At 70.9% G+C, this 19,072-nt stretch carries 17 protein-coding genes; 5 read left to right on the top strand and 12 right to left on the bottom strand.

Annotated features, from left to right (window positions below):
• Positions 1-164: 164 nt before the first annotated feature.
• The gene (locus tag ACQP1V_RS15400; RefSeq protein ID WP_067131800.1) at positions 165-1,028 is read right to left on the bottom strand and encodes a tRNA (adenine-N1)-methyltransferase; all 864 of its coding nucleotides are present in this window, start codon (positions 1,026-1,028) and stop codon (positions 165-167) included.
• A gap of 133 nt (positions 1,029-1,161) precedes the next feature.
• Here ACQP1V_RS15400 and ACQP1V_RS15395 point away from each other — a divergent pair, with 133 nt between their 5' ends.
• On the top strand, positions 1,162-2,259 hold the full coding sequence (locus ACQP1V_RS15395; protein WP_433423302.1) for a GNAT family N-acetyltransferase: 1,098 nt from the start codon (positions 1,162-1,164) through the stop codon (positions 2,257-2,259).
• Between the two features lie 18 nt (positions 2,260-2,277).
• On the opposite strand, the gene ACQP1V_RS15390 is transcribed toward ACQP1V_RS15395, so the two are convergent.
• Both ACQP1V_RS15390 and ACQP1V_RS15385 read right to left on the bottom strand, forming a co-directional pair.
• Positions 2,278-3,507, bottom strand: coding sequence for an aminotransferase class III-fold pyridoxal phosphate-dependent enzyme (locus tag ACQP1V_RS15390; protein ID WP_433423300.1), 1,230 nt, complete (start codon positions 3,505-3,507; stop codon positions 2,278-2,280).
• 29 nt (positions 3,508-3,536) lie between these two features.
• Positions 3,537-4,445 carry a carbohydrate kinase family protein gene (locus ACQP1V_RS15385; protein WP_433423298.1) on the bottom strand — a complete coding sequence of 303 codons (909 nt, stop codon included), beginning with the start codon at positions 4,443-4,445 and terminating at the stop codon, positions 3,537-3,539.
• Between the two features lie 58 nt (positions 4,446-4,503).
• On the opposite strand from ACQP1V_RS15385, the gene ACQP1V_RS15380 reads away from it, so the two are divergent.
• The gene (locus ACQP1V_RS15380; RefSeq protein ID WP_067131788.1) at positions 4,504-5,109 is read left to right on the top strand and encodes a TetR/AcrR family transcriptional regulator; all 606 of its coding nucleotides are present in this window, start codon (positions 4,504-4,506) and stop codon (positions 5,107-5,109) included.
• A gap of 73 nt (positions 5,110-5,182) precedes the next feature.
• Here ACQP1V_RS15380 and ACQP1V_RS15375 read toward each other — a convergent pair whose 3' ends face one another.
• Together ACQP1V_RS15375 and ACQP1V_RS15370 are read right to left on the bottom strand one after the other, a co-directional pair.
• On the bottom strand, positions 5,183-6,739 hold the full coding sequence (locus ACQP1V_RS15375) for an FHA domain-containing protein (RefSeq protein WP_433423295.1): 1,557 nt from the start codon (positions 6,737-6,739) through the stop codon (positions 5,183-5,185).
• A gap of 377 nt (positions 6,740-7,116) precedes the next feature.
• Positions 7,117-8,247 (bottom strand): site-2 protease family protein, encoded by a 1,131-nt coding sequence (locus ACQP1V_RS15370; RefSeq protein WP_433423293.1) that lies wholly within the window; start codon positions 8,245-8,247, stop codon positions 7,117-7,119.
• A 125-nt stretch (positions 8,248-8,372) separates the two neighbouring features.
• On the opposite strand from ACQP1V_RS15370, the gene ACQP1V_RS15365 reads away from it, so the two are divergent.
• The 3 genes from ACQP1V_RS15365 to ACQP1V_RS15355 all read left to right on the top strand — a co-directional run bounded on the left by ACQP1V_RS15365 (position 8,373) and on the right by ACQP1V_RS15355 (position 11,246).
• Positions 8,373-9,236 carry a RecB family exonuclease gene (locus ACQP1V_RS15365; RefSeq protein WP_433423290.1) on the top strand — a complete coding sequence of 288 codons (864 nt, stop codon included), beginning with the start codon at positions 8,373-8,375 and terminating at the stop codon, positions 9,234-9,236.
• A gap of 103 nt (positions 9,237-9,339) precedes the next feature.
• Entirely contained in the window at positions 9,340-10,563 is a 1,224-nt protein-coding gene (locus ACQP1V_RS15360) for a sensor histidine kinase (protein WP_433423287.1), read from the top strand.
• Positions 10,563-11,246 carry a response regulator gene (locus ACQP1V_RS15355; RefSeq protein WP_433423284.1) on the top strand — a complete coding sequence of 228 codons (684 nt, stop codon included), beginning with the start codon at positions 10,563-10,565 and terminating at the stop codon, positions 11,244-11,246. The genes ACQP1V_RS15360 and ACQP1V_RS15355 overlap by 1 nt, the downstream gene beginning before the upstream one ends.
• A gap of 24 nt (positions 11,247-11,270) precedes the next feature.
• Here ACQP1V_RS15355 and ACQP1V_RS15350 read toward each other — a convergent pair whose 3' ends face one another.
• The 7 genes from ACQP1V_RS15350 to ACQP1V_RS15320 all read right to left on the bottom strand — a co-directional run bounded on the left by ACQP1V_RS15350 (position 11,271) and on the right by ACQP1V_RS15320 (position 18,965).
• The gene (locus tag ACQP1V_RS15350; RefSeq protein WP_433423281.1) at positions 11,271-12,380 is read right to left on the bottom strand and encodes an ABC transporter ATP-binding protein; all 1,110 of its coding nucleotides are present in this window, start codon (positions 12,378-12,380) and stop codon (positions 11,271-11,273) included.
• Positions 12,377-13,402 (bottom strand): ABC transporter ATP-binding protein, encoded by a 1,026-nt coding sequence (locus ACQP1V_RS15345; RefSeq protein WP_387411093.1) that lies wholly within the window; start codon positions 13,400-13,402, stop codon positions 12,377-12,379. Before ACQP1V_RS15345 ends, ACQP1V_RS15350 begins: the two co-directional genes overlap by 4 nt.
• Entirely contained in the window at positions 13,399-14,418 is a 1,020-nt protein-coding gene (locus ACQP1V_RS15340) for an ABC transporter permease (RefSeq protein ID WP_433423278.1), read from the bottom strand. The genes ACQP1V_RS15345 and ACQP1V_RS15340 overlap by 4 nt, the downstream gene beginning before the upstream one ends.
• Before the next feature lie 77 nt (positions 14,419-14,495).
• Positions 14,496-16,268, bottom strand: a complete 1,773-nt coding sequence (locus ACQP1V_RS15335; protein WP_433423275.1) for an ABC transporter substrate-binding protein — start codon at positions 16,266-16,268, stop codon at positions 14,496-14,498.
• A 51-nt stretch (positions 16,269-16,319) separates the two neighbouring features.
• Positions 16,320-17,312, bottom strand: coding sequence for an ABC transporter permease (locus ACQP1V_RS15330; RefSeq protein WP_433423272.1), 993 nt, complete (start codon positions 17,310-17,312; stop codon positions 16,320-16,322).
• 384 nt (positions 17,313-17,696) lie between these two features.
• On the bottom strand, positions 17,697-18,176 hold the full coding sequence (locus tag ACQP1V_RS15325; RefSeq protein ID WP_433423269.1) for a cellulose synthase: 480 nt from the start codon (positions 18,174-18,176) through the stop codon (positions 17,697-17,699).
• 147 nt (positions 18,177-18,323) lie between these two features.
• Positions 18,324-18,965 (bottom strand): HAD family hydrolase, encoded by a 642-nt coding sequence (locus ACQP1V_RS15320; protein WP_387411086.1) that lies wholly within the window; start codon positions 18,963-18,965, stop codon positions 18,324-18,326.
• Between the last annotated feature and the right edge of the window lie 107 nt (positions 18,966-19,072).

Below are 19,072 nucleotides of genomic sequence, written 5' to 3'. Positions count from 1 at the left end.
CCCTACCTATCTTGCCGCTGTACGTAACCTGGCCGGGCAGTGTTCGTGTAGTTACATCGGGTGTCCGGTGTTTAGCACCGAATGGACGGTTTATTCAGGTGAGCATTAGGGACACACCTAGTTGTTCCCCAATCACGCGGTTTTGCCGGTTTGTGGCTGAATCGTCATATCGAGTCGGTCCCCTCTCCGTACGCCCCCTTGGCGGGGCGCCTGCGCCTCGGCGGCGGCGTGACGCCGTCCGCCATGCGGCGAGCCGTGACAAGGAACCCGGTGTGCCCCACCATGCGGTGGTCGGGGCGTACCGCGAGCCCTTCCACATGCCAGTCGCGAACCAAGGTCTCCCACGCGTGGGGCTCCGTGAAACTCCCGTGTTCCCTGAGGGTTTCAACGGTTCTTGAGAGCTGTGTGGTCGTCGCGACATAACAGCAGATCACGCCACCGGGGGTGAGCGCCTTGGCCGCGGCGTCGACGCACTCCCACGGGGCGAGCATGTCGAGGACGACGCGGTCGACGTCCTGCTCGTCAAGGGCGGAGACGAAGTCGCCGACCACCAGCCGCCACTGGTTCATCGGGCCGCCGTAGAACTTCTCCACGTTCTTGGTGGCGACCTCGGCGAAGTCTGCGCGCCGCTCGTAGGAGGTGACCGAGCCCTCCGCGCCGACGGCCCGCAGCAGGAAGCACGTCAGCGCGCCCGAGCCGACCCCCGCCTCGACCACGCGGGCCCCGGGGAAGATGTCGGCCATGGCGACGATCTGCGCGGCGTCCTTCGGATAGACCACCGCCGCGCCGCGCGGCATCGACACCGCGTAGTCCTGCAACAGGTGGCGGAAGGCGACATACGCGGTGCCTCCCGACGAGCGGACCACAGAGCCCTCGGGCTGCCCGATCAGGTCGTCATGCGGGATGGAGCCCTTGTGGGTGTGGAAGACGCCACCCTCTTTCAGCGTCACCGTGTGCCGCTTGTCCTTCGGATCGGTGAGCTGAACCTGATCTCCGGCCTGGAACGGCCCGTGCCTGCGAAAACCCATGGCGCCAAGGCTATCCGTGTTCGACCTGTACCAATCGCGCCCCGGCCCCGCCCCGTTTCTTCCCCGGGTCTTCCGGGCCGCCGCGTCCGTAACCCCGTCGCGGCGAATCGGCTCACGCTGGTAGAACCACCGTATGTACCCCGAAAACATGGTTTCCGCCGGGCCGTACACGCTGCGCAGGGCCGTGGAGGCCGACGCCGACGCGGTGGCCAGAGCCTGCAACGACCCCGAGACCGCCCGGTTCCTCCCGGTAATGCCGTCGCCGTACACGCGCGAGGACGCACTGAACTGGATCAACGAGATCTCCCGCGCGACGTGGGAGGGCGGGGGCGCGGACTACGCGATCACCGAGCCGGACACCGGCGAGTTCCTCGGCGCGGCCGGGCTCAAGCCCGCCGACCGGTTCGGCAACAGCGAGGTCGGATACTGGGTGGCCCCGTGGGCGCGCGGCCGCGGGGTCGCCACCGCCGCCACCCGGGCGCTGGCCGAGCTGGCCTTCACCCGGGACGTCCCCCGGGTCGCCCTGCAAGCCGACGCCGAGAACATCGCCAGCCAGCGGGTCGCATACGCCGCGGGCTTCCGGCGCGAGGGGGTGCTGCGCGGCGCGTCGAACCGGCGCGACGGCTCGCGCGCCGACGTGGCGTACTTCGCCCGCCTGGCGTCCGATCCCGGCGACGCGATCCGGCCGTACCTGCCCTTCTTCCCCGGCGGCGAGCTGACCGACGGCGTCGTGCGGCTGACGCCCCTCACCGTCGCGGACGCCGGCGACTACAACGCCACGGTGTCCCTCCCCGACATCTACATGCGCCGCGTGCCCCCGGAGCCGCCGCAGTACGCCGAGTCCGAGGAGCGCTGCCGGTACGCCCGCCATCGGTGGCTGGCCGGCCTCGCGGCCGAGATGGCGATCCGGGACGCCGTCACCGGCGAGTACGCGGGCGACATCCAGCTCGCGAACGTCGTCCCGCCACTCGACCAGGCGATGATCGGCTACGGCCTGCGTCCCGAGTTCCGCGGGCGCGGCCTGGTCACGCGCGCCGTGGACCTGCTCGCGGACTGGGCGTTCACGCACACCCGGCTGCGCCGGCTCATCGCGGGCACCGCGCCCGACAACCCGGCCTCGCAGCGGGTGCTGGAGCGCGCGGGGTTCGTCCAGGAGGTGCTCGTCAAGGGCTTGCTGCCCGGCCCCGACGGCACCCGCGTGGACGACATCCAGTGGTCGCGCACCCGCTGAACCCCGACCAATACTGCGTCAGTCGGCGCCGAACGCCGCCCTGAGCTTGGCGAAGGCGGCGTCGGTGCCGAGCAGCGCGCGGTCGATCTCCTCGTCCGTGTGGGCGGTGGACAGGAACCAGTTGTGCCAGGGGTGGAGGTAGACGCCCTCGCTCAGGCAGGCGGCCGCCCACCGCATGCCCTTGTCCAGGGTGGCGTCGTCCGCGAAGGACAACCAGGGGATCGACACCGGGCCGGTCTGCTTGATCACGAACCCGTGGGAGGCCGCCTGCGCGGCCAGGCCCTCCCGCAGGCGGGTCCCCGCGCGCTCCATGAGGGCGGGGCCGTCGGTCTCACGCAGGATCTCGATGGTCGCCTTGGCCGCCGCCATGGCGGTCGCCGAGAACCAGAAGGATCCGGTGGAGTACAGCGTCTGCGCCGGGCCGCGCAGGGCGTCCACACCGGTGACGGCGGCGATCGGGAAGCCGTTCGCCATCGCCTTGCTCCACGCGGTCAGGTCCGGGCGGACGCCGAAGGGCTCCCAGGAGCCGCGCAGGTCGAGCCGCCAGCCCGCGCGCACGTCGTCGATGACCAGGGCGGCGCCGATCCGGTCGGCGAGGGCGCGCAGCCCCCGGGCGAAGTCCGCCTCGGCGAACTCCTGATCCTCGAACGAGTCGTGCTTGAACGGGGTCACCAGGATCGCGGCGACGTCCCCCGCCGCCTCCTCCGCCGCGGCCTCCGCGCTCGCCAGGTCGTTGTACGTGAACTCGACGGTGTCGGCCCGCTGGTTCGGGGTGGTGCCGGACAGGCCGGGCGTGCACCAGGGGTCCGCGCCGTGGTAGGCGCCGTGCGCGACCAGCGCCTTGGTCCGCCCGGTCGCCGCGCGGGCCACCATGAGCGCCTGCGTGGTGGCGTCGGTGCCGTTCTTGGAGAACATCGCCCAGTCCGCCGACGGGATCAGGTCGACCAGCAGTTCGGCCAGCTCGACCATGACCGGCCCCGGGCCGTTCAGGCAGTCGCCGAGCGCCTGCTGGGCCGCGGCGGCGGCCTCGACCCTGGGGTTGCGGTGCCCGACGATCATCGGCCCCCAGCTGCACATCAGGTCGACGTACTCGCGGCCGTCGGCGTCCCACTGCCGGGCGCCTTCGCCGCGTACGAAGAACTGGGGGTAGGCGTCGCCGTGCAGGGCGGCGTTGAGGTGGCCGTACATGCCGCCGGGGACGACCTTGGCGGCGCGTTCGCGCAGCGACGCGTCCGAGAAACCGGTCACGGGAGAGCTCCTTCGTCCTGTCGGGGTGGTCACAGGGTGGCCGGGTCGAGCCCGGCGAGGCCCGCGTCGCTGCCCAGTCCTCCGGCGACCCTGGCGGCGAGCGCGGTGCCGAGCCGGGCGGCGCCGACGGCGTCGCGGCCCCCGAGGAGACCGGCGATGTAGCCCGCGCAGTACGCGTCGCCGCAGCCGGTGGTGTCGACCACCGGGACGTCGAGCGCGGGGATCCGGATCCGGCCGCCGGCGGTGGCCACCAGGCTGCCCTCACCACCGAGCGTGATCACCGCGCTGGACGGTCCTGTGGCGAGCAGGGCGCCGGCCGCCTCCTCGACGTCGCCCGCGCCGGTCAGCATGAGCGCCTGCTCCTCGTTGGGCAGGACGTGGTCGACGTGGGGAAGGAAGGTCCGCGCGCCGGCGACGAGGTCCGGCATGTTGGACAGCAGGTCCATCGTGACCACCGTGCCGCCCGCGCGGGCCTCGTCCAGCAGGGCGAAGAACGCGGGGTCGTGCAGGCCCCAGGTGACGTCCATGCCGCCGAGGTGGAGCACGGACGCTCCCAGGACGCGGTCCTTGTCGAGGTCGGCCGTGGCCAGCCCGAGGTTCGCCCCCGGCACGTGGAAGGACGGGCGGCCGCCGTCCGGCCGGATCGGCAGGATCGACGCGGCGGTCTGCTCGCCCGGCCTGCGGACGATCCCGGAGACGTCCACCCCGCGCCGCCGCATGATCATGACGAGGAAGTCGCCGAGCTCGTCGTCGCCCACCACCCCCATGGAGGCGACCGGGAGTCCGATCGCGGCCAGGTCGACCGCGGTGCCCGCGGCGGCCCCGGCCGCCGTGATGCGGATCTGTTCGAGCAGATGTGTGTCCTGGCCCTGGGGGATGGATTCAACCGGGCGGGCCAGCACGTCCACGATGTGGACGCCGAGGGTGACGACCGTCATGCCCGGGATAATAGACGGGCGTCCGACTAAAATGTCAACAGACGAAGGGGGAATCGGGATGCCGAAGATCGTGGACCACGCCGAGCGGCGGGACGAGGTGATGGCGGCGGCCCGGCGGGTCATCCTGCGCGACGGCGTCGAGGGCGCGACCACCCGCGCGATCGCCAAGGAGGCGGGCTACTCCAACGGCGTGCTCACGCACTACTTCGCCGACAAGGACGACATCCTCCTGTCCGCCCTGCGCGACTCGCACCGCCGCATCGCCAACCGGCTGAAGGACAAGCTGGCCGGGCTCACCGGCCTCGCCGCGCTGCGCGAGGTCCTGCTGGACAACCTGCCACTCGACGAGGAGCGGGCCGCCGAGACCGGCCTCGAGGTCGGCTTCTGGGGACGCGGCCTGAGCAGCCCGGCGCTCCTCGCCCTCCAGCGTGAGGACGCGGCCGAGCTGCGCTACCTCGTGCGCAGCCTGCTCTCCTCGGCGGCCGAGGCCGGAGAGATCCGCGCGGCCGCCGACCTCGGCGAGGACCTCGACGACGTGACCGAGCGGCTGCTCGCGCTGGTCGACGGGCTCAGCGCGCACCGGCTCCTCTACCCCGACCGGATGTCCCCGGAGCGGCTCGAACGCCTCATCCTCCGCGAGCTGGACCGGCTCGCCGGCCGCTGACGCCCGCGCGCCCCCGGGGCACGGTGATCCCGGGAGCGCGACGCCGAGGGCCCGCGGAACGGGCCCGGCCGGCTCAGGCCGTACGGTGCGGCTCGTAGCGCATGGTGCGGGAGACCCCGATCCGCACGGTCGTGCCCGGAGCGATGGCGACGACCTCGTTCGGCGGGATGTCGTAGAAGTTCGGGTCGCCCGGCGGCTGGATCTGGGTGCCGTTGACCGAGCCGAGATCGACGAGCGTGACGTCCCAGCCGTCGAGCGTGATCCGCAGGTGGCGCCGCGACACCGAACCGTCGGGGCTGGTCACCCTGGCCGGGCGCGCCTCACCCGACTGCGCCTCGGGCGCCCGCTCCGGGTCGCGCCCGAGCACGTAGTCCGAGTCGAGGCTCAGCGTGACGCCGTCGTCGAGCACCAGCACCCCGAGCGACGGCCGCACCCCCTTGTACGGCACGAGCACGTGCGCGGGGACGGGAACACCGCAGACCGCGCAGAACTGCGCCCGCGGGTCGTTGAAGTGGTCGTTCTTGCAGTCGACGCCGTAGACCATGGGCATCGGGTCCGACGACGGCGTGGAGTCGAGCTGGGTGGAGTCCCCCACCTCCTCCTCGGGCGGCGCCGACGACGAACCGGCCGGGGAAGAACCCAGGAACGGCTCGAACCCTCCGCTGTCGTACAACGACCCCTCGTCCTCGTTGCCTCGCAAGGACTCCGGCTCCGGCTGCGGGCCGGTGGAGTGGCCGGGGAACGCCTCGCCGATCGGGCCGGGGCCGAGCCCCAGGATCGGGCCGGACGGCGGGCCGGAGATCTCCGGGCCGGGCGCGGGCGGCGCGGGGTACGGCGACGCCTCGGCGAACGGCGCCGGGTAGGGGCCGGAGTCGGTCGGCGCGATGGAGTACGGCAGCGGGTCGGGCGTCACCGGGGCGAACGGTCCCGAGTCGCGGTCGGGGTCGGTCCTGGGGAAGGGCGACGGCGGCGCCTGCGGCTCCCGGTGCGGCTCCCCGGGCGGGAACGGCGGCTCCATCGGCGCGAAGGGCGCCGGCGGCGGCACGACCGGCTCGCGCGCGACGATCGGCTCGGGCGCCGGCGGCGCCACCGGAGCCGGCGTCGGCTGCCGCCTCGGCGGTGGCGGCGGGAAGGCGACCCCTCCGGTCTCGGTGAAGTCCTGGACCAGGCCGGCGCCCGTCACCACGCCGCCGTCCAGCCGCGCGTACGGGCTGGAGGGGCCGGCGCCGGGAAGGCGCAGCTCGATCGACGTCACCGGGCCGCGCACCAGGCGATCGGTCCAGGTGAGCGCGTCACGCCCGGCAAGATGGACGTCGCCGTCGGGCCCGCCGCGCACGCTGGCCTCGGCCGCGCCGCTGACCAGGACCGCGACGCCGCCGTCGGTCGGCCCGGCGATCGCGCAGGCGACCGGCTCGCCCGTGGTCCGGTCCATCGTCCCGGCCAGGACCTGGGCGACCCGGCGCGCCAGCGCCCGGCCGTCCCCGCCGGAGGTCGCGGTCTCGCGTAGCGCCGCGAGCAGCTCATCGACCGGCTGGTCCTCGGCTCCGCAGACCAGCAGCAGGCCGTTCACATGAGCGACGACGCCATCTCCCGGCAGCGGGCGGACCACTCCCACGCCCTGTTCCGTCACTGAACTCTCCCTTTCCGGAAACCCCACCAGTTGAACGGCACCGGCATCGGCGCGCTCACCGGGAATCCGTCCGCGGGGGGCGGGGCCCGGAACGTGACCGAAGGCGACACCAGGTCGATCACCCCAGAACGTAGCAAAAAGAACGGCATACAGCCTTCCTGAGGCCATCCGCTCCCGGACGCCCGCGCCCGGACATCCGATCGGCCCGCCGCCGTGCGGGGCGCGGGCACGACGCCGAATGGCTCGCGGGTCGGCGCGCCGACGCTTTGAGGGCTGGCCACTGCACGCTCCTGATCGGTTTGATCAGAACACTAGTCGCACCTGCCCCCACTAGACGAGTGGGGAGGTCGGATCGGCGTCCGCGGCCGGACGCGCCGTCAGACTCCGGAGAAAACCCGGTTCACGTCGGAGGTGACGAGCACGCCGTAGATCTCGCCGCCGCGCTCGACCAGCAGGTACTCCCCCGACGGGCTGCCGCGCATGGCGTCGAGCAGCGGCTCGCCCTCCAGGTCGGCCCCGAGTACCAGCGACGGCTCCAGGCTGCGGGCCAGGGCTCCGACGTTCACCCAGGGCCGCCTGTGCTCCGGCGTGGCGTTCACCGCGGCGTCGTTGACGATGCCCACCGGGCGGGCCTCGTGGTCGACCACGACCATGGCTCCGGCGCCCGCGTCCTGCGCCCGGCGCAGCGCTTCCGACAGCGGCACCTCGGCGGTCACCGGCACCGCGCGGCGGGCGAGGGTGCGGGCACGGAGGTGGGGAAGGCGGGCGCGCACCCGGGCCACCCGCAGCGACTGCGTGGCGCCCATCCAGATGAACGAGGCCAGGATGACCGACCAGAGCATCAGCGGGATGTCCATCTCCTGCCCGGTCATGACGGACGTCAGGAGCGGCCAGGCGATCATGACGACGGCGAGGCCCCGGCCGACCCAGGCGGCGGCCACGGTGCCGCTGACGGGGTTGCGGGTGATCTTCCACACACCCGCCCGCAGGATGCGGCCGCCGTCGAGCGGGAGGCCGGGCACCAGGTTGAAGACCCCGACGATCAGGTTGGCCCCGGTGAGCTGGAAAACGAGTACGTAGAAGAGGCCCTCGGGCGGCATGGCGAAGGTGAGCAGCAGGGACCCAAGGCCGCCGAGGCCCAGCGAGAGCGCCGGGCCGGCCGCTGCGACGAGGAACTCACGCCCCGGGGTGTCCGGCTCGCGCTCGATCTCCGAGACGCCGCCGAGCATGTAGAGGACGATCCTGCGCACCGGGTAGCCGTAGTGCTTGGCGACCACGCAGTGGGCCAGCTCGTGCGCGAGCACCGACAGATAGAGCAGCACCGCGAACAGCAGCGCCACCGCGTACGTGGCGGGGCGGCCGTATCCGGGGAGGTAGGCCGCGAACCACGGTTCGGCGCTCCAGGTGATGAAGGCGGCCACAAGGAGCCAGGTCGGCGAGACGTAGACCGGGATGCCGAACGGCCGTCCCATCCGCAGGCCGGGGGAGCCATTCACAGGGGTACTCATGGTGGTCGTCTTCCCTCCTTGGCCTCGATGGTACGCGCCGCGGGGTGGCCGCAGGCCACGCCTGACACGGGCCGTACGAGCACCGGGACCGGTTTCTGTCAGCGTGGTGTCCTACAGTGCGGGACATGGCTCTCACCGAAGAGCGCGCGATCATCGGCGCCCTCTCCCCATCCCGTGCCGGCGATTTCATGACATGCCCGCTGCTCTACAGGTTCAGGGTGATCGACCGGCTCCCCGAGAAGCCCTCCCCCGCCGCGGTCCGCGGCACGCTGGTCCACGCCGTCCTGGAGCGGCTGTACGACCTGCCCTCGGAGGCCCGCACGGTGGCGGCCGCGCAGGATCTGCTCGAACCGCAGTGGCGGCGGCTGCTCGACGAGGCCCCGGAGTACGGCGGGCTGTTCGCCGACGACGAGGAGCGGGACCGCTGGCTCGCCGAGGCCAGGGGGATGGTCGAGCGGTACTTCACGCTGGAGGACCCGCGTCGTCTCGAACCGGCCGAGCGCGAGATGTACGTCGAGGCGGTGCTGGACAGCGGACTGCTGCTGCGCGGCTACATCGACCGGCTGGATGTGGCGCCGACCGGCGAGGTGCGGGTCGTCGACTACAAGACGGGCAGCGCGCCGGGCCCGGAGTTCGAGGCCAAGGCGCTGTTCCAGATGCGGTTCTACGCCCTGGCGCTGTGGCGGCTGCGCGGCGCGGTGCCGCGCATGCTCCAGCTCATGTACCTCGGCAACGGTGAGATCATCCGGTACGTGCCGGACGAGGCCGACCTGCGGGCCACCGAGCGGAAGGTCCAGGCGCTCTGGGAGGCGATCGAGCGCTCACTGCAGTCGCGCGAGTGGCGGGCCAGGCGCTCGCGGCTGTGCGACTGGTGCGACCACCAGGAGCTGTGCCCCGAGTTCGGCGGCACTCCCCCGCCCGTCCCCGACCGTGACCCGGGGCTCAGCTCGCGCAGGAGCAGCCACCGGGCGGCCAGCGACGAGCTGTGACGCCCGCCGCCCGGCAGGCCTCGCGGGACTCATCCCTTCGGACGAGCCGAATATCCGCCCGGGGCAGGGTCGGTCGCTCAGGCGGGGTCCGTAAATTGGGAGCGTGCGCTCCACCCCCGGCAGTGCGAGATCCTCGATCCGATCGCACCCCCTGATCACCGACTCGGCTGTCGCGGCGGTTCTCACCGCGGCGTCGCTCGCGCTCATCCTGCTGCTGGGCGACGGGCTGATAGAGAGCTGGGCGGGTGTTCCAGCGGTGGAGCCGCGCGCCTCGGGCGCGCTCGGCCTCGTCCTGGCCGTGCTGTGCACGCTGCCGGTGGCGCTGCGCCGCCGCTACCCGCTGATCGCGCTGGCCTTCGCCACGCTGCCCGAGGTGGCCCTCCACGCGTTCGACCTCAACCCGGGGCTGGGCGGCGTCGCGACGCTGATCCTCCTCTACTCGGCCGCCGCGCACCGGGGGTTCGCGGTCAGCCTGATCGCCCTCTCCGTCGCCGGCCTCGGCTACGCCGTGGGCGCGCTGCTGGGCGACGAGCCGCTCTCCTGGGCGGACCATGTCATCGCGGTGGTGGTCGCCATGCTCTGCTGGATCGGCGGGCGCAGCGTGCGGCTGCGCCGCGCCTATCTCGCCGAGCTGGTCGACCGTACCGACCGGCTGGAGCGGGCGCGGGAGGCCGACACCCGGGCCGCCAGGGCCGAGGAGCGGTCCCGGATCGCCCGGGAGCTGCACGACGTCGTGGCGCACCACGTGAGCGTCATGACGGTCCAGGCCGCGGCCGCGCGCAAGATGCTGGCGGTCAAGCCGGACGTGGCGCGGGACGCGTTGAGCGCCATCGAGGAGATGGGGCGCACGGCGATGGCGGAGATGCGCAACATCGTGGGCGTGCTGCGCACCGACGGCCCGGCCGAGCTCGGGCCGCAGCCGGGCATGCAGGACGTGCCCACGCTGGTCGACCAGATGCGCGAGGCCGGCCTGCGCACCGAGCTGAGCGTCGAGGGCGGCGCGGGGGGCGACCTGCCGGCGCTCCCGCCCGGTGTGGACCTCGCCGCCTACCGCCTCATCCAGGAGGCGCTCACGAACAGCCTCAGGCACGCGGGACCGGCGGCCAGGGCATGGGTGACCGTCCGCCGGGAGGGCGGCGAGCTGCGGGTTCACGTGGAGGACGACGGGCGCGGCCCGGCGCCGGAACCCGAGCTTCCGACCCGGACCGGTCACGGCCTTGTGGGCATCAAGGAGCGGGTCGCCCTTTATGGTGGAGTCCTGCGAATCGGTCCCCGCGACGGGGGCGGGTTCGAGGTCAACGCCCGTTTCCCCCTCAAGGACAGATGATGCCGATCAGAGTGCTGCTGGTGGACGACCAGCCGCTGCTGCGTACCGGATTTCGCTTCATCCTTGAGGCCGAGCAGGACGTCACCGTCGTCGGCGAGGCGGGCGACGGCGCGATGGCCATGGAACAGTCCCGGGCGCTGCTGCCCGACGTCGTCCTCATGGACATCCGGATGCCGGGCATGGACGGCATCGAGGCGACCCGGCGCATCGTGCGGGAGGCGTCGGCCAGCGCGCACGTGCCCAAGGTCCTGGTGCTGACCACGTTCGACCTGGACGAGTACATCGTGGAGGCGCTGCGCGCCGGGGCGAGCGGCTTCCTGCTGAAGGACGTGCCGCCGGACGACCTCGTGCAGGCGATCCGGGTGGTGGCGGGGGGCGACGCGATCGTGGCGCCGAGCGTCACCCGGCGGCTGCTCGACCGGTTCGCCACCCGGCTGCCGTCCGCGCACGAGCGCGCGGTCCCGGCCCGCCTCGACCGGCTGACCGAGCGCGAGCTGGAGGTGCTCCAGCTCATCGCCAAGGGCATGTCGAACGCCGAAATCGCGGCGAAGCTGGTGGTCAGCGAGACCACGGTGAAGACGCACGTCGGCAACGTGCTGACCAAGCTGTCCCTGCGCGACCGGGTGCAGGCTGTCGTCCTCGCCTACGAGACCGGGCTGATCACGCCGGGCGCCCGCTCCTGAGGGGCCGCCCGGCGTGACCGCGCGTCACGAGGAGGTCGTCGCGCCCTCCCCCGGCGCGGCCTCTCCCTGCGTACCGTTCCCGTCCGCCGGCTCGGCGCCGGTCGCGGCCCCGCCCGCGGGGGCGTTCTCCGGGAAGTGGCAGGCCACCTGGTGGCCGGACGCGAGCGCCAGCAGCGGCGGCTCGACCTTCGAGCAGACCTCCTGCGCCTTCCAGCAGCGGGTGTGGAAGCGGCACGCGGGCGGCGGGTTGAGCGGCGAGGGCACGTCCCCCAGCAGCCGGATGCGGTCGCGCTCCTTGCGCCGCTTCACGTCCGGGATCGGCACCGCCGACAGGAGCGCGTTCGTGTACGGGTGCATCGGCGCCTCGTACAGGCTCTTGCGGTCGGCCAGCTCGATGATCTTGCCGAGGTACATCACCGCGACCCGGTCGCTGATGTGCCGGACCACCGACAGGTCGTGCGCGATCACCACGTAGGTGAGGTCGAGCTCGTTCTGCAGGTCCTCCAGGAGGTTGACCACCTGCGCCTGGATCGACACGTCGAGCGCGGACACCGGCTCGTCGGCGATGATCAGCTTGGGCTTGAGCGCGAGCGTGCGCGCGATGCCGATGCGCTGGCGCTGGCCGCCGGAGAACTCGTGCGGGTAGCGGTTGTAGTGCTCGGGGTTGAGCCCGACCATCTCCAGGATCTCCTGGACCGCCTTCTTGGTGCCCTGCTCGGTCTTGATCCCCTGGATCCGGAACGGCGCCCCGACGATGGCGCCGACCGTGTGGCGGGGGTTCAGCGAGCTGAACGGGTCCTGGAAGATCATCTGAACGTCACGGCGGAGCGGCCGCATCCGCCCCTGCGGCATGTGGGTGATGTCGTGACCCTCGAAGACGATCTTGCCGCCGGTCGGCTCGATCAGCCGGGTGATCAGCCGTCCGGTGGTCGTCTTGCCGCAGCCCGACTCCCCGACCAGGCCGAGGGTCTCGCCCTTGAAGACGTCGAAGCTGATGCCGTCGACGGCCTTGACCGCACCCACCTGCCGCTTGAGCAGCCCCTTCGTGACCGGGAAGTGCTTCTGCAGGTCCTGCACGCTCAGCAGAGGATCCCGGGCCGCGCCGGTTCCGGCCGGCGTCCCACGCTCGCTCACGACGCCTCCAGGTTGGGCTTGATCTCGTTCTCCCAGGCGGTGCGCCGGACGTCGCGGGTCAGGTGGCAGCGCACCAGGTGACCGCCCTCGCTCTCCAGGAGCTCGGGGACCTCCGAGGTGGACTTGCCGCCGGTGCGGTCGGCGAACGTGCAGCGCGGGTGGAAGGCGCACCCCGGCGGCACGTTGATCAGCGAGGGCGGCGAGCCCTTGATCGGCAGGAGGCGCTCGGTGCGCTCCCGGTCGAGGCGGGGCATCGAGCCGAGGAGACCCCAGGTGTACGGATGCTCCGGCCGTTCGAAGATGTCCTCGGCCGTGCCGTACTCGATGGCCTTGCCCGCGTACATCACCAGGATGTCGTCGGACAGCTCGGCGACCACGCCCAGGTCGTGGGTGATGACGATCAGCGCGGCGTTGAAGTCGCGCTGCAGGTCGCGCATCAGGTCGAGGATCTGCGCCTGGACGGTCACGTCGAGGGCCGTCGTCGGCTCGTCCGCGATGAGCAGTTCGGGGTCGCAGCTCAGCGCCATGGCGATCATGGCGCGCTGCCGCATGCCACCGGAGAACTCGTGCGGGTAGCTGTCCACCCGCCGGTCGGGCTGCGGGATGCCGACCCGGTCGAGCATCTCGATCGCGTGCTTGCGCGCGACCTTCTTGCTCACGTCGTGGTGGATCCGGTACGCCTCCATGATCTGCGCGCCGACCGTGTAGAACGGGTGCATCGCGGACAGCGGATCCTGGAAGATCATCGCCATCTTCTTGCCGCGCAGCGTACGCACGTGCTCGGTGCTCGCGGTCACCAGTTCCTCGCCGTCCAGCCAGATCTCACCGGAGATCTTGGCGCGGCCGCCCTTGTGCAGGCCGAGGATGCCGAGGCTGGTGACGCTCTTGCCCGAGCCGGACTCGCCGACGATGCCGAGGGTCTTGCCCCGCTCCAGCCGGAACGAGAGCCCGTCCACCGACTTGACGAGACCGTCGTCGCTCGGGAAGTGGATCCGCAGATCCTTCAGTTCCAGGAAGGTCACGCCAACCTCACCCTCGGGTCGACCACGGCGTACAGCAGGTCGACGATCAGATTCGCCACGACGACGAAGAACGCGGCGAACAGGACCACGCCCATGACCTTCGGCAGGTCCTGGTTCGTGATGGCGTCGATGGCGTACTTGCCCATGCCGGGCAAGGAGTAGGTGCTCTCGGTGAGCACCGCTCCGCCCAGAAGAAGGCCGACGTCGAGACCGAAGATGGTCACGAGGGGGGTGAGCGCGCCGCGCAGGCCGTGCTTGAGCACCACCGTACGCTCGGCCAGCCCCTTGGCCCGAGCAGTGCGGATGTAGTCCTCGTTCATCGTCTCCAGCATCCCGGCCCGGGTGAGCCGCGCGTATCCGGCGGCGTACAGGAAGGCGAGGGTGACCCACGGCAGGATCAGGCTGTACGCCCACTGGGCCGGGTTCTCCGTGATCGGGGTGTAGCTGCCGCCCGGCGCGGTGATCGAGAACGGGTTGCCGTAGCTGAACACCACCATCGACACGATGCCCGTGAAGAAGATCGGGAGCGAGACGCCGCCGAGCGCGATCGTCATCGCCGCCCGGTCGAAGAAGCTGCCCCGTCTGAGGGCGGACACCACGCCGGTCGCCACACCCGCCAGCACCCAGATGATCGCCGCGCCGAACGCCAGCGACATCGTCACCGGGAGGCGGTCGAGCAGGTCCGGCCAGACGGGCAGCCGGGTGAGGAAGGAGTAGCCGAAGCACGGAGCGGGGCAGCGCTCCACGCCCGGACCGTAGTCATAGTCCGCGCCTGCGACAATGCCCTTGGCGAATCGTCCGTACTGCACGACCAGGGGATCGTTGAAGCCGAGCTTCTCGGCGGCGATCTGCACCTGTTCCGCGTTGGCGGTACGGCCGACGTAGCGAGCGGCGAGGCTCTCCGGCGTCGCGCCCGCCAGGCGCGGCACCAGGAAGAAGATGGCAAACGTGATGATGCTCACAATGGTGAGCATCACGGCCGCCCAGATCAGCCGCTTGAAGATGTATGTGACCACAGTCCCCCCGGCTCCGAGGGCCGGCCCGAACGGGCCGGCCCTCTGCCGTGCTCAGGTGTGTCGGATCGGTTTCGCGATTACTTGACGCCGAGGCCCAGGTAGTCGTACATGCCGTACGCGTCGTTCACGAAGATGTTCGTCGCGTTCTTGCTGCGGACGAGGAGGGTCTTCGTCCAGATGCCGGGCAGGACGTAGGCGTCCTCCATGACCTTCTTGTCGATCGCGGTCCAGATCGCGTTGCGCTTGGTCTCGTCGGTCTCCGCCATCGCCTGGTCGAGCAGCTTGTCGACCTCGGGGTCCCGGACGCTGACATTCGAGGAACCGCCGGTGTCGCGGATGACGCGGCTGTCGACGATCTGGCCGAAGAAGCCGAAACCGTCGGGCCAGTCGGACTGCCAGCCGTTCTGGGCCAGGCCGATCTTGTTGTCCTTCGCGAAGCCCGGCTTGCCGGCGTACAGCGCGAAGTAGTCCGCCTGCGGGAACCCCTTGAGCGTCACCTTGATGCCGACCCGGCCCAGGGCCTGCTGCAGCGCCTCGGCCGCGGCCTTCTCGTTCGGGCGCTCGACGCGGTAGGAGATGTTGGTCTCGAAGCCGTCCGGCTGACCGCAGGCCTTCAGGGACTCCTTCGCCTTCTCCAGGTCGCCCTTGTTGTCGGCACCCGGCGGGTAGAGGTTGAAGTCCTCGTGACCGGGGATCGCCGGCGGGAGCATGCTGGACGCGATCTGACCGCCGGCGAACTCGCCGCCGAAGGCGGTCTGGTAGTCCACCTTGTTCGCGGCGTACTGAACGGCCTTACGGCAGTCGATGTTGTCCAGCGGCGGAACGTTGCCGTTGATCGAGGTGTACCAGAGGCGGGTGCTCGTCGGGTTGTCGGAGTTGGCCTTGACCGTCGGGTCGCCGAGGACACGACCGAGGGCCGCCTGCTTGATGCCGGTGCCGAGCACCGCGACGTCGAGGTCGCCGGAGAGGATCCGGTTGTCGATGTCGTCGGCGTTGACGTTGGTCGAGACCTCGTAGCCGTCCGGGAGCGCGCGGCGGTTCGGGTCGGTGGCCGGGTCCCAGTTGGGGTTGCGGACCAGCGTGAAGCCCTTGCCGATGTCGTTCTTCTCGAACATGTACGGCCCGGAAGCGATCACGTGCTCGCGGTACTTCGCACCCGTGTCCTTGGCCTCCGGGACCGGGATGGTCGCGGGAAGCTGGGCGAAGTAGTCGAAGTTGCTCAGCGACTGCTTCAGGTGGAAGACGATCGTCTGGTCGTCCGGCGTCTCGATCGCCTGGTCCGTCTTGACACCCTTGGACTTGTACGGGCCCTTGTAGCCCTTCGGCAGGTCCAGGAAGTCGTTGAAGTAGGTGTACCCGTCGGGGAACACCTCCTTGTCGAGCGAGCGCAGCACGGCGTACTTGACGTCCTTGGACGTGATCGGCGTGCCGTCCTCGAACTTGATGCCCTGCTTGAGCTTGTACGTCCAGGTCTTGGCGTCGTCGCTCGGCTGGCCCATGCCCTCAGCCAGGTCGGGCGCGAGCTCGTTGCCCTCCTTGCCCACCGCCGACTTGAACATCAGCAGCGAGCGACCGTAGAGCCGGACGAAGTTCCAGGAGTAGCCGTAGTACGTGTCGCCCGGGTCGAGGGAGTCCCAGTCACCCTCGTTGGCGAGCTTGAGGACCCCACCCTTCTTGTCCGACGGGTTGACGATCCCCGTGAGGGCGGCGTTGAACTCTGCCTTGCCCCCCTGGTCGGCGGGCTGCGCCGAGTCCTTCGGCGTCGAGCCAGAGCCGCCGCCGCAGGCGGACAGCGCGAGGGCGAGCACCGCGCCCAGCGCAGCCGCGCCCGTCGTGGTTCTTCTCTTCATCTACAAACCCCTTGGTTTCGTGGCGGGGAACAACAGGGAATCGGGAGAGGATCAGCGAGCCTTCGGGTCGAGAGCGTCCCTCAGGCCGTCACCGAACAGGTTGAAGGCCAGTACGGTGATGAAGATCGCCATGCCGGGGAAGAACATGAAGTGCGGGATCGTGTAGAACCGCACCGCGTCCGAGAGCATGCCGCCCCAGGTGGGTGTCGGCGGGCGCACGCCCACCCCGAGGAAGGACAGCGCCGCCTCGAACAGCACATTGCTGGGGATCAGCAGCGTTGAGTAGATCAGGATCGGCGCGACCAGGTTGGGCAGCATCTCACGGAAGATGACGTACGGCCCGCGCGCACCGAGGCTGCGCGCGGCGTCGACGAACTCGCGCTCGCGCAGCGACAGCGTCTGGCCGCGGATGATCCGGCCGATGTACGGCCAGTTGAAGAAGCCGATGACGAAGACCAGCATCGCGACGCGCAAGGTGTCGCCGGTCAGGCCGAACGCGCTGTCGGGGATGATGCCGGCCAGCGCCATGGCGAAGACCAGGAGCGGGAAGGCGAGGAAGACGTCCATCGCCTTGCTGATGATCGAGTCGACCAGGCCGCCGAAGTAGCCGGCCGTGACGCCCAGCAGCGTCCCGATCGCCACCGACAGCAGGGTGGCCAGGAAGGCGATGAGCAGGGAGATGCGCGCGCCGTAGACGACCCGGCTGAAGATGTCGCGGCCGTTGACCGGCTCAAGGCCGAACAGGTGGTCGGCGCTGATGCCCGTGCCGCCCTTCGGCGCCATGGTCGACGCGTCGATGAGATCGGAGTTGAACTGGGTCGGGTCCTGTCCGAACGCCTTGACGAGGAGGGGCGCGAAGACGGCGACCAAGATCAGGAAGATGACGACCAGCGCGCCGGCGATGGCGACCTTGTCGCGCTTCAACCGCATCCAGGCGATCTGTCCCAGCGAGCGGCCCTGGATGGCAGCGGCGCCGGCTCCGGCGACCGCGGGTGCCGATGCGGGGTCCACCGACGCGTCCGGCACGTCGAGCGGCGCCGTCATCGGCCCTCACCCGTCATGTGCGCCGAAAGCGCCGTCTCGCGCTTCACCGTGAGATGCGGCGTCGACTCCGCGACCGGGATGCGGTGCGTATAGATGACCTTGCTGCGCGCGGCCATGCGTGTCGGCCCCCTGGGATCCAGACGTTCTCCTGCGGTCCCGGCAGCCCCCGGGTCCCAGAAGGGAGGATCTACGTTCTGAGCTGCATAAACAAGCCCAAAGGGGGTCTATGTGGCCCAACTGTGATTGACGCGAAACTTATTCGTACTGATCTTGCAAGGAATGTCCGAGAGCCGTTTCAGTTCCGTCTCAGAATCATGACATTCACGCCATTCGGGCACCGGGGTCGCTCGGCCGCGCGCTCCGCGCCGAAGCGGCCGGGCCGGCTCAGTCGATGCCGCGCTTCCGGAGGAGGTCCTCGATGTCGGAGAAGTCGTCCGCGGCGGCGGGCTGGGCGGAACGCTCGACCGGCTTGGCCTTTCCGGCGGGCGCCGCGGCGGGGGCTCCGGTGGGGGCCGCCGTGGAGGCGTCCGCGGCGGCGGACCCCTTGCGGTCCCGCGTGACGGCACGCCCGCGCAGCGCGCCGGAGACGACGAAGAGCAGGACGGACAGGCCGGCCAGGACGATGCCCGTCCACACCATGGGCGACAGGACCAGCCGGGTCACGAAGGACACCAGTGTGGAGACGACGTTCCACAGTGTCTCCAGGATCCCGGTCAGCAGCGCGGCGAGCGGCAGCAACGACCACGCCGTGGCGCGCAGCCCGGCGGCCAGCCCCCGGCGGCGGAACGCCAGGTAGCTCAGCACGAGCCCCACGACGGTGATTCCGACGCACAGCGGCGTCCAGGCGATGGCGGTGAAGGACATGACATGCTCCTTTTACGGCGTTCGTTCCATCCTGGCACGCGCCGCCGCCGGGCGAGTGCCCCGAGATCGCCGGGAGGACCCTGAGATCCCCCTGAGATCACGCGGACGGGGTCAGGGACGTGCCGCGAGGAGCCGCGGAGGAGCCGGTCAGCCGATGAGGCCGCGCAGAAGCGCGACGTCCACGTGGCACAGCGACGGAACGACGACCCGCCCGGGCGCGGGGTCGATGTCCACCAGGCTGGGCACCGCGACCACCCGGCATCCGGCCGCCGACGCGGAGGCCACGCCGTTCGGGGAGTCCTCCAGCACCGCGCAGCGCGCGGGATCGACCGAGAGCAGGCTGGTCGCGGTGAGGTACGGCTCGGGGTGCGGCTTGGTCCAGGTGACGTCGTCGGCGGTGACGATGACGTCGAAGTGCTCGCGGCCGACCGACTTCAGCACCGAGTCGGCGATCACCCGCAGCGACGAGGTGACCAGCGCGATGGGCACGCCCTCCTCCATGATCGCGCGGAGCAGGTCGAGGGCGCCCGGCATGGTCTCGACCCCGTCGGCGAGCCGCTGCTCCATGCCGTCGAGCAGCCACTCCCCCACGATGGACGGGGCCACGTCGGCCCCGGTCACCTTGAGCATGTAGGCGATGCTGCGCTGCCACGAGCCGCCCACGAGCTGCCCCTGGTGCTCGGGACCCCAGGTGCCTCCGAGGCGGGCCACCACCTCGGACTCCACCTCGAACCACACCTTCTCGGTGTCGACCAGCAGCCCGTCCATGTCGAAGAGAACCGCGTCCAAGCTTCCCCCTTGCCGCTTCGCCGTACCGGGTGATCCAGGCGCGTCGCCGCGTGCCGGGGGAGCCCCGAGAGGTCACGATCAACGGATGCGCAGGTCAGCCATGCTAT

It is taken from the genome of Microtetraspora malaysiensis, assembly GCF_050947145.1.
Classification (GTDB): domain Bacteria; phylum Actinomycetota; class Actinomycetes; order Streptosporangiales; family Streptosporangiaceae; genus Microtetraspora_A; species Microtetraspora_A malaysiensis.
The sequence above is the reverse complement of the archived record's forward strand: the minus strand, read 5'-3'. Positions and strand labels throughout refer to the sequence as shown.

Coding starts and splice junctions, on each gene's coding strand:
- ACQP1V_RS15400 (WP_067131800.1), bottom strand. CDS start 1,028: ATGGGTTTTCGCAGGCACGGGCCGTTCCAGGCCGGAGATCAGGTTCAG.
- ACQP1V_RS15335 (WP_433423275.1), bottom strand. CDS start 16,268: ATGAAGAGAAGAACCACGACGGGCGCGGCTGCGCTGGGCGCGGTGCTC.
- ACQP1V_RS15370 (WP_433423293.1), bottom strand. CDS start 8,247: ATGAGTACCCCTGTGAATGGCTCCCCCGGCCTGCGGATGGGACGGCCG.
- ACQP1V_RS15325 (WP_433423269.1), bottom strand. CDS start 18,176: ATGTCCTTCACCGCCATCGCCTGGACGCCGCTGTGCGTCGGAATCACC.
- ACQP1V_RS15385 (WP_433423298.1), bottom strand. CDS start 4,445: ATGACGGTCGTCACCCTCGGCGTCCACATCGTGGACGTGCTGGCCCGC.
- ACQP1V_RS15380 (WP_067131788.1), top strand. CDS start 4,504: ATGCCGAAGATCGTGGACCACGCCGAGCGGCGGGACGAGGTGATGGCG.
- ACQP1V_RS15330 (WP_433423272.1), bottom strand. CDS start 17,312: ATGACGGCGCCGCTCGACGTGCCGGACGCGTCGGTGGACCCCGCATCG.
- ACQP1V_RS15395 (WP_433423302.1), top strand. CDS start 1,162: ATGTACCCCGAAAACATGGTTTCCGCCGGGCCGTACACGCTGCGCAGG.
- ACQP1V_RS15365 (WP_433423290.1), top strand. CDS start 8,373: ATGGCTCTCACCGAAGAGCGCGCGATCATCGGCGCCCTCTCCCCATCC.
- ACQP1V_RS15355 (WP_433423284.1), top strand. CDS start 10,563: ATGCCGATCAGAGTGCTGCTGGTGGACGACCAGCCGCTGCTGCGTACC.